Source organism: Microcella pacifica, assembly GCF_009371975.2.
Taxonomy (GTDB): domain Bacteria; phylum Actinomycetota; class Actinomycetes; order Actinomycetales; family Microbacteriaceae; genus Microcella; species Microcella pacifica.
Map to the genome: position 1 here is coordinate 1 of NZ_VIKT02000038.1, position 11,239 is coordinate 11,239.

Genomic DNA, 11,239 nt, shown 5'->3' on the forward strand with positions numbered 1-11,239 from the left:
GAGGTGTCCTTCCGGCTCGGCATGAATCTGGCTTCAACACCCCCATTCTCCCCGGTCAGAAGGACATTTCGCTGCTCCCACACCCACGCGAAAGCGGACCCGCTCGGTGGATCAGGGCTCAGTACGCGCAAGCATCGCTGCAGGCTCAGCAGACCGGGGTGCCGGTCGACGAGTCAGCTCTGCAGCGCGAGGTGGCGGAGAACCTCGTCACCGTCGAACTGCTGGAGCGGTAAGCGGAACGAGAGGGGATCGAGGCGTCGGAGGCCGACGTTGATCGCCTCGCGGAGACGCTGGCCGCGCAGAATCAGCTCGGCTCCGTGGAGGAGCTGTTCGACCTGCTCGCTAAGCAGGGTCTGAATGAGGAGCCGGCTCGAGAGGAACTTACGGCACAGGCCACGATCGACGCGGTGATCGCCACGGAGGTCGGTGAGCTCACGTTCACAGAGGACGAGCTACGCGAGCTCTACGAGGCCGTCCTCGCCCAGCAGGAGGAGTCAGGCGCGGCCGCGGAGGTGATTCCACCGTTCGAGGATGTGCGCGATCAGCTGCAGCAACAGGCAACGGCGCAGGAGCGGTCGCTCATCGTCGAGCAACTCGTAGCCTCGCTGCGTGACGAGGTCGAGCTGGAGTTCTTCGTCTAGCGGACACAGAAGGGGGTTGCCCCGCCGGGGGGCGGGGACCCCCTTCTCGTGAAGCGTGCCTAGTGCTTCTGCTGCTCCAGCTCGCGCACCGTGACGGGCGCGATGCGGTCTTCGAAGAACCAGCGCGAGAGACCGGCACGGACGCGCTGACGGACGGTGATGCGTCCGCGGTCGTCCGGTCGGACCATGAGCGGCTGGTACTCCTCGTAGCTCACTAGCTTCCAGCGCTCGTAGTCGTCGAGCTGCTCGTGCACCTCGATGTACTCGCCGCCGGGCAGGCGCACGATGCGGCCCGATTCGAACCCGTGCAGGGCAATCTCGCGATCCTTGCGCTGCAGGGCGAGGCACACGCGCTTCGTGACGAGGTACGCGATGATGGGGCCCGCGATGGCGAGGGTCTGCAGGGCGAGGATCACCCCCTCGATCGACAGCCGGAAGTGCGTCGCGATGAGGTCGGAGCTCGCAGCAGCCCACAGCACGGCGTAGAACACCACGCCGGCGGCGCCGATGGCGGTGCGGGCTGGGGCGTTGCGAGGGCGCTCAGCGATGTGGTGCTCGCGCTTGTCGCCGCTCACCCATGCCTCGAGGAACGGGTAGAGCGCCACGACGGCGAGGAACAGCACGAGGCCGACCAACGGGATGAGCACACCCCACGACCAGGTGTAGCCGAAGATGACCGACTCCAGGTTCGACGGGATAAGTCGCAAGGCGCCGTCCGCGAAGCCGATGTACCAGTCCGGCTGGGTGCCGGCCGAGACGGGGGAGGGGTCGTACGGCCCGTAGTTCCAGATCGGGTTGATCGTGAAGAATGACGCGATCAGCACGATGACGCCGAAGACGATGAAGAAGAACCCACCGGCCTTGGCGGCGAACACCGGCATGACGGGGGCGCCCACGACGTTGTCATTGGTGCGGCCCGGCGCGGCGAACTGAGTGTGCTTGTTGACCACGAGCAGAACCATGTGAATACCGATGAGAGCGATCGTGATCGCCGGCAGCAGCATGATGTGGAGCACGTAGAGGCGCGGGATGATGTCGGTGCCGGGGAACTCGTTGCCGAACAGCAGGTAGGAGATCCAGCCGCCGGCGACGGGAACCGCCTTGATCATGCCGTCGATGATGCGCAGGCCGTTGCCCGAGAGGAGGTCGTCGGGGAGCGAGTAGCCCGTGAAGCCCAGCGCCATCGCCATGACGAAGAGCAGGAAGCCGACGATCCAGTTGAGCTCGCGCGGCTTGCGGAAGGCACCCGTGAAAAACACGCGCAGCATGTGTAAGCCGATGGAGGCGACGAACAGCAGTGCGGCCCAGTGGTGGACCTGGCGCATGAGGAGTCCGCCGCGGATCTCGAACGAGATGTCGAGCGAGGTCGCGTAAGCGACGGACATCGGAATGCCGTTGAGCGGCAGGTAGGAGCCCTCGTACTCGACCTCGGTCATCGAGGGGTCGAAGAAGAAGGTGAGGAAGGTGCCGCTCAGGAGGATGACGATGAAGCTGTAGAGAGCGACCTCGCCGAGCATGAACGACCAGTGGTCGGGGAAGATCTTGCGCCCCAGGGCCTTGACGGCCGTGGACGCGCTCGTCCGCTCGTCGACGTAATTCGCCGCCCAGCCGGTGAACCGCATGCCGCGCGACGGCACGGCCTCGGTCGACCCGGTGGCGGGTGCAGCGGCAGTGGTGCTCACAGTTCACGCTCCCAGAAACTCGGTCCCACAGGTTCTTCGAAGTCGCGTCGCGCGACTAGGTAACCCTCGTCGTCCACAGTGATCGGGAGCTGGGGAAGAGGGCGTGCCGCCGGCCCGAAGATGACCTCGCAGTGGTTCGCGACGTCGAACTGGGACTGGTGGCAGGGGCACAGCAGGTGGTGCGTCTGCTGCTCGTACAGCGCAACGGGGCACCCCACGTGCGTGCAGATCTTGGAGTAGGCGACGATGCCGTCGTACGACCAGGTCTCGCGGCCCTCGCGGATGTTGAGCTCGTCCGGAGGGAGGCGCATGAGGAGCACGGCGGCCTTCGCCTTCTCCTCCAGGCGGTGCGACTCGAGCTCGGCTAGGCCCTCGGGAATGACGTGGAACACGGAGCCGATGGTGACGTCGGAAGCCCGGATGGGCACGCCCGAGGGATCGAGGGCGAGGCGCGTGCCCTCCTCCCACATCGTTTGCTTGAGGAGCGCGATCGGGTCTTCCTCTGGCGCGAGGTCGCGGAACAGGGCGACTGCGGGGATCGGCGTGGCCACGAGAGCACCGATGAGGGTGTTGCGCACGAGGCTGCGACGCGTGAAGCCCGACTCCTTGTTGGACTCGCGGAAGATCTCGACGGCGCGCGTGCGCGATTCGTCGCTGCCGCGCGTGGGGTGGCGTTGCTCGACGAGCTCGTGGCCGTGCATGAGCGCCTTCGACCAGTGCACGGCACCGATGCCGATGCCGAGGAGGCCGAGGGTGATGCCGACGCCGAGGAAGAGGTTGTTGAGGCGGACCGAGCCTGGGTTGCCCTCCTCGATGGGGAGCACGATGTACGCGACGACGGCGATGATGCTGCCCACGATCGACAGCAGGAAGAGCCCGCTCACGGTGCGCTCCGCCTGCTTCTCCTTCTTCGGGTCGAGATCGGTGACCCTCAGGCGCTCCGGCGGGAAGCCGGGGTTGGGGATGCGATCGGCACGCACGACCGCGGTCGCCGGTGCGGGCGCCGCAGTCTCGTGCTTCTCGACCTCCGAGCCCGCGGCTCCGTCGTGAACCTCCGCCATTGCCAATCCTCTCGTCAGGTATGTGTCGCGGCTCAGTTGGACTTGGCGGTGAGCCAGATCGTCACCGCGACGAGTGCTCCGAGGCCGAAGATCCAGATGAAGAGGCCCTCCGAGACGGGGCCCAGGCTGCCGAGGTCGAAACCGCCGACTGACGGGTTCTCATCGAGGTACCGCAGGTAGGTGATGATGTCGTTCTTGTCCTCGGGGGAGAGGTTGAGGTCGCTGAAGACGGGCATGTTCTGGGGGCCGGTGACCATGGCCGCATAGACGTGCACGGGATCGATGTTCGACAGCCCCGGCGCCCACTTGCCCTCGGTCAGCGCACCACCCGCGCCCGCGACGTTGTGGCACATGGCGCAGTTGGTGCGGAAGAGCTGGGCTCCGTTGGCCGCGTCGCCGTCGCCGGCGAGGTAGCGGTCGGCAGGGATGGCGGGGCCCGGTGCGAGCTCGGCGACCCAGGCCGCCATCGCGTCGATCTGCTCCTGGGTGAACTGCACGGGCTTGACGTCGGCCTGGGGGCCGGAGGCGGCCAGCGGCATGCGCCCGGTGCCGACCTGGAAGTCGACGGCGAGAGCACCAACGCCGATGAGGCTCGGCCCTGCCGCGGTTCCTTGTGCTGCGAGGCCGTGGCAGGTCGCACAGTTCGCGGCGAAGAGCTTGCCGCCCTCATCGACAAGCTGGGCACTCGCCGCACGCGTGTCGGCAGAGGCCGAAGTCGCGACCAAGGCGTACACACCACCGGTGGCGAGCAAACCCGCGACCAGCAGAGCGGTGGTGACCAAGGGGCTACGTCGACCGGCTCGTCGGGAGGAGGCTGTTGAGGAGAGTGCCATGGTGTGGTGCGTCTCTTTTCGTCTCTCGGGGGAGTCTCGTCGAAGCGGTGCGGAGTGAAGCTGGCTATTGCAGGATGTAGATGACGAGGAACAGGCCGATCCAGACCACGTCGACGAAGTGCCAGTAATAGGAGACCACGATCGCGCTGGTCGCATCCCGATGTGTGAAGATCTTCACGGCATACGCGCGGCCGATCACCAGGAGGAAGGAGATGAGACCGCCGGTGACGTGCAATCCGTGGAAGCCGGTCGTGAGGTAGAAGGCCGAGCCGAAGGCGTCGGAGTTGAGGGTGACGAACTCGCTCACGAGCACCGAGTACTCGTAGACCTGACCGGCGACGAATACCGCGCCCATGGCGTAGGTGAGGAAGAACCACTCGATCATGCCCCACTGCGTGGGCTTCCACCCGGTGCGGCGCGGCTGCAGGCGCTCCGCGGCGAATACGCCGAACTGCGCGGTGACGGACGACAACACGAGGACGGTCGTGATCGTCGCCGCGAACGGGATGTTTAACTTCTCGGTTCCCGCCGTCCACAGGTCGGGGGAGGTCGACCTGAGCGTGAAGTAGATGGCGAACAGGCCCGCGAAGAACATGACTTCGCTGCCCAGCCAGACGATCGTGCCCACGGCGACGACGTTCGGTCGGTTGATCGTGGGCGCGCTGAGCGAGCTGGAGAGAGAGGTGCTGGTCACTCACCCATTATGACCGATGATCCTGATGGTTTGAGCCCGACGACATGCCCAATGGCGCCGATTCAGTAGCCTGGGGCCATGCCTGCGACGCTCACCTGGCCGACTCTGCTCACTCGACTGCTCGAGCGTGAGGATCTCTCGATCGCCGATGCGTCCTGGGCGATGCGCCAGGTCATGTCGGGGGAGGTCACCGAGGCGCAACTGGCCGGCTTCCTCATCGCGTTGCGGGCGAAGGGCGAGACGGTCGATGAGATCGTGGGGTTTCGGGATGCTGCGCTCACCCATGCACGTGAGGTGAGCATCCCGCCCATGGTTCTCGACATCGTCGGTACCGGAGGCGACCCGTACGGCGCGGTCGTCAACGTCTCCTCGATCGCCTCCATCGTGGTTGCGGCGACCGGCGTGCCCGTCGCCAAGCACGGGAACAAGGGTGCGAGCTCGGCCTCGGGCGCTTCGGATGTGCTTGGCGTGCTCGGCATCGACCTCGAGCTCGACCCCGAGGGGGTGGCGCGCGTCTTCGACGAGGTGGGGCTCACCTACCTGCACGCGCCGACGTTCCACCCGGGATTCCGGCACGCAGGCCCTGCGCGGCGCGAGCTCGGCGTCTCCACGGTCTTCAACATTCTTGGCCCGCTGTGCAATCCGGCCCGCCCCGAGGCCTCGGCCGTCGGGGTCGCGCACCTCGATCGGGTGCCGCTCATGGTGGGCGTGTTCCGCACGCGCGGCGCGACCGCGCTGCTCTACCGGGGCGATGACGGCATCGACAAGCTCACGACCACGGGGCACTCGCACGTGTGGGAGGTCTCGCGCGGCTCGGTGACGGAGCACGACCTCGACCCGAGTGAGCTGGGGATCGCGACAGCGCAGATCGACGACCTGCTGGGGTCGACGCCCGAGCACAACGCGGGTCTCGCGCGCGCGGTCCTCGCGGGGGAGTCGGGCCCGGTGCGCGACATCGTGCTGCTCAACGCCGCGGCGGGACTCGTCTCCTTCGCTCTCGCACAGGATCCCGATCAGGTGCGCAGGCCGCTCGTAGAGCGCCTCGGCGAGCAGCTCGCGGTCGCGGCCGAGGCGGTCGACTCGGGGCGTGCTGCGGCGAAGCTCGATGCGTGGGCACGCGCGACGCAGTCGGGGCCGAGCTGAGATGAGTGCGCGTCAGCTACGCGCGCGGAGGTAGTTCCAGAGCCCGTCCTCGAGGACGAAGCAACTGTTCCCGCGCTGCGACCCGGCGCCGGCGGGGGAGCGGTAGTGCGCTTCGAATTCGACGGTGCCCTCAGAGTCGAGCGGCCCTCCGCCGCTGCGCTCCGTGATGTCGAGCCGATACCAGCGCAGCTCGGAATCCAGCTCGAGCGCCGCCGGCCGCGTCGACGGATGCCATGACTCGAGCAGGTAGTCGGCATGGCCGACCGCGAAGGCTGAGAAGCGCGAGCGCATGAGCTGCTCTGCGGTCGCAGCAAGCGCCTCATCGCGGTGCAGTCGGCCGCAGCAAGCGCCTCATCGCGGTGCAGTCGGCCGCAGCACTCGTCGTAGGGCAGTCCGCTGAGGCAGGGACAGCGTGTCGGCATACCTCAGTGCCGCAGCACTTTCTCCATGGCTTTGCCCTTGGCGAGCTCATCGACGAGCTTGTCGAGGTAGCGCACACGCTGCATGAGGGGTTCTTCGATCTCTTCGACCCTCACGCCGCAGATCACTCCTGTGATGAGCGATGCATTCGCGTTAAGGGTCGCACGATCGAAGAACTCGGCGAACGTCACCTCGTCGCGCACCAGCTGGGCGATCGTGGCCTCGTCGAACCCCGTCAACCACGTGATGACCTCGTCGAGCTCCGGCTTCGTGCGGCCCTTTCGTTCGAGCTTGGCGAGGTAGAGCGGATACACACTCGCCACGGTCATGCGGGTGACGCGTTCGAGCGTTACGGGTGCCGTGGCCATGCCCCGCACATTACCGCGCAGGGCCTCCCGGGCCCCGGGATACCTGGCGGGGACCGCGACCTCGTGCCATTCTGAGCGAGTGCGACTGCTCCGGTACTCGATCACCGTCTCGCTCGACGGCTGCGTCGACCATATGACGGGCCATCCCGACGAGGAGTCCCATCAGCACGCGGCGCAGACCATTGACCGCGCCGACGCGATCATTCTCGGTCGTACGACCTACGAGCTCATGGAGTTCTGGCGCACCGCCGACGACCTGCCGCCGTGGATGCGTCCGTTCCAGGAGTCGATCACTGAGGTCAAGAAGTACCTCGTCTCGAGCACGCGCGAACCGGACGGCTGGAACACCGAACTGATCGACGGCGATCCGGTCGAGGCGGTCAGGACGCTGAAGGAGCAACCAGGGGAGGGGCTGTACGTAGGTGGCGTCACGCTACCGCTGGCTCTCGCCGACGCCGGGCTCATCGACGAGTACGAGTTCGTCGTGTACCCGACGCTCGTGGGTCACGGGCCGCGACTGTTCGAGGGACTCTCTGCGCCGCTCGACCTTCGGCTCGTCGACGTCATCGAGTTCACGTCGGGCACGCGAGCCGAGCGCTACGTGCCCGCGACCACGATGTAGTCGCCGACCCGGCCGTACCTCTTTAGCCCCTGTGTCGACGACTACCGGAGCTCAGGACGTTGTGAGTAGAACTCACGCATCCCTCGGCGCACGGCGCGCCAGATCACCGTGTAGGTGATCCACACCGACAGCACGATGATGCCGGCGGTGAAGACGAGCCAGAGCACGAGGCCCAGGATGCCCACTGCGGCGAATGGTCCGAAGTCAGGGGAGGTGTTCATGAGCGTCACTCTAGACCCGGCTGACGCACCCTCCGGATGCCAAATTGGGGCTGTTGGGGATGAGCGAAATCACTTTGAGTAGAAATCACCGCATTCTGTCGGAGAGTCGGCCGCTGACGTATCGCTCAAACCGCAGACCCCGGAAGCCTTCGTGCGGAACCAAGGCCGAATAGCCGTAGCCTGTGAGTCGCGGTTAGCCCGTCTTGGGGATTCGTCGCCGCGACGTTCCGTCACGCGAATGCGACCGCGGCTCGGATTCGGGTGAAGCCCGTCACGAAAGTCTTGCGATTCGGTGTCTTGAACTCCAAGCTCAATGGCCTCGAGCGACTCCGGCGGAGGCCGCTACTGCTTGCAGGACTTGTAGATCGAGGTACATGATTGGCTCCATGCGCGGAGGCAAAGTGAAGTCAATCGGGATAGACCCGCGGGATGTAGTTGAGGAGATCGATGCTCCGGTTTACCGGGTCTACTTTTTTTTCGACGATGGCTCCGTTGACGAACGGCAGCTAAATGGAGCCGATTCCGTCATTGATGCGCTGGATTGGGCTGGACGCGACGGCCGTGATTTCGTCCTCTACATGGAGTATCCCGCGAAGGGGGGGCCTGGACTAGGGCTTTTGCACGCAACCCGTTCTAGAGCGAAATCAACATAGGCGGCGGCTAGCCGCGCGCTATGGCACCCACAAGAACGCCGAGGCAGCACCCGGAACAGAAAATGGAACCAGAGGCGGCGCCGGGCTTGCTGAGGCAGCGCCGCGGAAGTATGCCCCTCGGGCTATCTTCTGAGAGCTAGTCTGCGCGGGAACGTACCAAGTAGCAAGAGGGCCCCAGTTTGTGGCGCTTGTAACCGTCACGTTCTGAATGTAGTCCGAGCTTGCGACTACGACCAACGAAGGGATGCTGTTGGTTGTCGTCCTCGCGAGTACCCCGTAAACGCGCATTGGAATAGTACTTGTTGGACCTTTGCATTGAACGCGCGGCTTCGTAATGACGCTTCGGGCTCCAGTTGACCAATGCGGATTGTCAACAGTCAGCTTGCAAACGTATGTAGCGGACGCTTGGACGGTCACTCGCTCACCACTCGGGCCGCGATAGTCGCCTGCCTGTACCGAGTATTGGACCACCGTTGCTGATTTGTTGCCGTCAAACAAGGCTTCCAATGCTGGGAACTCTGGAAGGTCCTCTACCGGCGTCACTTTCGCTGACGCCGGTCCCCCCACGCCCAGCGACAAGATAAGGCCAGCGGTGATCGCTATTCCGATCAGACCTCGTGGCTTCCCTTGACGGAGTGTCACGCTCATGTCCATACTCCCCACCGCGATTTTCAACCCTAGATGCCTCTGAGGCTAAGGCCATACGTCTTCGGGGGGCAAGCCTTAATGAGGCTTGATCCGAATTAGCCGGAGCGCTCTGGTCGCTCATCATCGCCCCCGTTTGGAGCGCCTTCACGCGACACTCATCGCTGACATCGACGCAGTTGACGAGCAGGATAATTGTTCAATCGAGTTGACCGTCGTGTGGGTTCGAAACAAGTCTCCAAATGTGAGATCTGGTTGATGAGATCGCTCGTCCTGCGTTTCCAGTCGGAGAACAACACCAGGAGTTCATCTTGCTGCGGCGGAGCGAGATCGCCTTGTGTGGAAGATATCGATGTCAGTCGGAGTACCGGCCGGCGACGTACCTCTCAAAGCGCAGACCCTGGAAGCTTTCGTGCTGAGCCAGGGCGGAGTAGCTGAAGCCCAGCGAATCTGCCACCAACGGGCTGGGCATGGCGGCTACAAGTTCGTCGAGGGTTGTGTTTCTGGTGCCGAGCAGGTCGATTCCCAGCCGGTTGAGTGCTGTTTTCAGCGAATCGCGATGGATGTGCTGACCTGGGCGAGACCCTGGGAACACGTAGTGGCTTTGATCGACCGCTCGTGTCATCGTCGGTGCGCGGTTCTCTAGATGATCAGCCACAAGCTTCGCGACAGCAGGAGGCAGTTCGATCCAGTCGTCAGAGAACCGAATTTGCGCGCCTGTGTCCGCAAGGTTGAAATCGTCGATGGTCATGCTCACGATGCGGGTGATGGGTTGGCCGAAGATCAGCAGCAGAAGTGCAGCGAGGCGATGCGAGGTTGGATGCGATCTGTCATCCAGGATGCGTCGGATCATTTCGATGCGCTCGAGCTTGTCAACTCGGCGAATCGATTTCACGGTTCGGCGCGGAACGACGAGCGAACGAGATAGCTGGCTTGCGGCCGTGTAGGTGAGAAAGTTCCTGACCGTGTAGCGGGTCGTCGGACCGTTGCTGACCCAGAGATCGATGTGTTCCTGTCCGCACGAGCTCAATGCCGTTCCGCGATCCCCGAGCCAGTTGAGAAAGTTGGCTGCAACAGTGATCTCCTGCTTTGCGTTGTGGGCAGCAGACGTGGCGCCTCGATCCTTTTCAGCGCTCATCCGAACACGGCGCAAGTGATGCCAAGTTGCGAAGCGGCGAAGAGCGTCTCGGCTTTCAGGTGCGCGAACGGTGTCAATTTTCATCGGAATCCAGGCGGTGAATCGCGCCAATGCTTCGTCGCGTGACGGGAGCTGGCCACGGTCAATCAGCAGCGCGCGGATATGCGCAAGGGAGGCGTTTTGGGGCAGTTGGTCGAGAGATTCGTGCGTGGCGTCGACGTCGCCTCGGGCGAGGCCGGAGAGCAGGTCCCTTACTTGAACGTTCTGCAGCCATCGCACGATGCTCCTCGGCCTTGCGGCTTCGAGCAGGTGACTTCGCAACGCGCTGCCGAACGCAGACTCGGGGCTGAAGGCCGAGGGCTGCAACACTAAATCGAGGTCGTCGGCGAGAGAGCACCACTCGCAGAGCCCTCTCCGGTACGGCGCCCGCTCCTTCGAGCATCGCGAGCAGGTGAAGTTGCGCGTGTAGCCGGCACAATCTGAGCAGATCGACTGTCCTTCTGAGTCCAATCCGGGAAGGAGTGTGTCGGTGGTGCAGCCGGGGCATGTTCCGTGTGTGTGGAGTGCGGTCTCGATGCAGCTACGGCAGAAGACGTGGCCGGGGGACAGCGATTCGAGTCGGGTGGTCGCACGCTCGCAACGTGGACAGAGCTTGTCGCCTGTATCCCGAGGGCGTCCACGTGGCCTGCGGGGCGGCAGTTGCTCAGTCGCCATCGCGGATTATGCGAGCGCGTCGTGGCCGATGTCGCGACTCAGGGAGTTCGCTGGCTGGCCGCTGATTGACCTGAATCCTTGCGGCTTCATCGACCGCGGTGACCGAAATCAAGTCGGCGGGGGAGCAGTGGAAGATGTCGCAAAGTGCCGAGAGCATCTGGATAGAGATGCGTTCAGGGCGTTGGGTGACGAGTCTCCAAATCTGGGCTGACGACAGGGTGATCCCGCGCTGTTCCAGGTGCGGGGCAAGGTCGGTGCTGTTGTGCATGGCGTTACGCGCCATTAGGGTCAAGTCCCTGGAAGTGGTGTAACGGCTGATCCTTCGCTTTATGCGCTGAGTGCGATGAAGGTGTCGGCGACCACCTCGCTTTCGGTGTCGGGCAGGACGCGCATGCGGGAGCGGG

General features: G+C 64.4%; 12 protein-coding genes and 1 pseudogene. 4 read left to right on the plus strand and 9 right to left on the minus strand.

Annotated elements, in window-relative coordinates; all coding sequences use genetic code 11:
* Together FK219_RS13510 and FK219_RS12950 are read left to right on the plus strand one after the other, a co-directional pair.
* Positions 1-233 (plus strand): annotated as a pseudogene (locus tag FK219_RS13510) (hypothetical protein); the annotation flags it as partial.
* Positions 234-317: 84 nt separating this feature from the next.
* Positions 318-641 carry a hypothetical protein gene (locus tag FK219_RS12950; RefSeq protein WP_152584286.1) on the plus strand — a complete coding sequence of 108 codons (324 nt, stop codon included), beginning with the start codon at positions 318-320 and terminating at the stop codon, positions 639-641.
* 59 nt (positions 642-700) lie between these two features.
* Here the strand turns inward: FK219_RS12950 and qcrB are convergent, their stop codons facing one another.
* The 4 genes from qcrB to ctaE all read right to left on the minus strand — a co-directional run bounded on the left by qcrB (position 701) and on the right by ctaE (position 4,911).
* Positions 701-2,323, minus strand: coding sequence for a cytochrome bc1 complex cytochrome b subunit (gene qcrB, locus FK219_RS12955; RefSeq protein ID WP_152584287.1), 1,623 nt, complete (start codon positions 2,321-2,323; stop codon positions 701-703).
* Positions 2,320-3,384, minus strand: coding sequence for a cytochrome bc1 complex Rieske iron-sulfur subunit (qcrA, locus tag FK219_RS12960; protein WP_152584288.1), 1,065 nt, complete (start codon positions 3,382-3,384; stop codon positions 2,320-2,322). Before qcrA ends, qcrB begins: the two co-directional genes overlap by 4 nt.
* A 32-nt stretch (positions 3,385-3,416) precedes the next feature.
* Entirely contained in the window at positions 3,417-4,217 is an 801-nt protein-coding gene (qcrC, locus tag FK219_RS12965; protein ID WP_152584289.1) for a cytochrome bc1 complex diheme cytochrome c subunit, read from the minus strand.
* Positions 4,218-4,281: 64 nt separating this feature from the next.
* Positions 4,282-4,911 carry an aa3-type cytochrome oxidase subunit III gene (ctaE, locus tag FK219_RS12970; protein WP_152584290.1) on the minus strand — a complete coding sequence of 210 codons (630 nt, stop codon included), beginning with the start codon at positions 4,909-4,911 and terminating at the stop codon, positions 4,282-4,284.
* Between the two features lie 78 nt (positions 4,912-4,989).
* Between ctaE and trpD the strand changes: the two genes are divergently transcribed.
* Positions 4,990-6,054: an anthranilate phosphoribosyltransferase gene (gene trpD / locus FK219_RS12975; RefSeq protein ID WP_152584291.1), complete on the plus strand. Its 1,065-nt coding sequence runs from the start codon at positions 4,990-4,992 to the stop codon at positions 6,052-6,054.
* Between the two features lie 12 nt (positions 6,055-6,066).
* On the opposite strand, the gene FK219_RS12980 is transcribed toward trpD, so the two are convergent.
* Together FK219_RS12980 and FK219_RS12985 are read right to left on the minus strand one after the other, a co-directional pair.
* Positions 6,067-6,345, minus strand: a complete 279-nt coding sequence (locus tag FK219_RS12980; protein WP_210416831.1) for a YchJ family protein — start codon at positions 6,343-6,345, stop codon at positions 6,067-6,069.
* 134 nt (positions 6,346-6,479) lie between these two features.
* Positions 6,480-6,842 (minus strand): DUF2200 domain-containing protein, encoded by a 363-nt coding sequence (locus tag FK219_RS12985; protein ID WP_152584292.1) that lies wholly within the window; start codon positions 6,840-6,842, stop codon positions 6,480-6,482.
* A gap of 79 nt (positions 6,843-6,921) precedes the next feature.
* Here FK219_RS12985 and FK219_RS12990 point away from each other — a divergent pair, with 79 nt between their 5' ends.
* Positions 6,922-7,464: a dihydrofolate reductase family protein gene (locus FK219_RS12990; RefSeq protein WP_152584293.1), complete on the plus strand. Its 543-nt coding sequence runs from the start codon at positions 6,922-6,924 to the stop codon at positions 7,462-7,464.
* Between the two features lie 41 nt (positions 7,465-7,505).
* Here FK219_RS12990 and FK219_RS12995 read toward each other — a convergent pair whose 3' ends face one another.
* From FK219_RS12995 to FK219_RS13005, 3 genes are all read right to left on the minus strand, one after another.
* The gene (locus tag FK219_RS12995; RefSeq protein WP_152584294.1) at positions 7,506-7,685 is read right to left on the minus strand and encodes a hypothetical protein; all 180 of its coding nucleotides are present in this window, start codon (positions 7,683-7,685) and stop codon (positions 7,506-7,508) included.
* Between the two features lie 1,653 nt (positions 7,686-9,338).
* Positions 9,339-10,400: a site-specific integrase gene (locus FK219_RS13000; RefSeq protein WP_152584295.1), complete on the minus strand. Its 1,062-nt coding sequence runs from the start codon at positions 10,398-10,400 to the stop codon at positions 9,339-9,341.
* A 424-nt stretch (positions 10,401-10,824) separates the two neighbouring features.
* Positions 10,825-11,118, minus strand: coding sequence for a helix-turn-helix domain-containing protein (locus FK219_RS13005; RefSeq protein WP_152584296.1), 294 nt, complete (start codon positions 11,116-11,118; stop codon positions 10,825-10,827).
* Positions 11,119-11,239 lie beyond the last annotated feature (121 nt).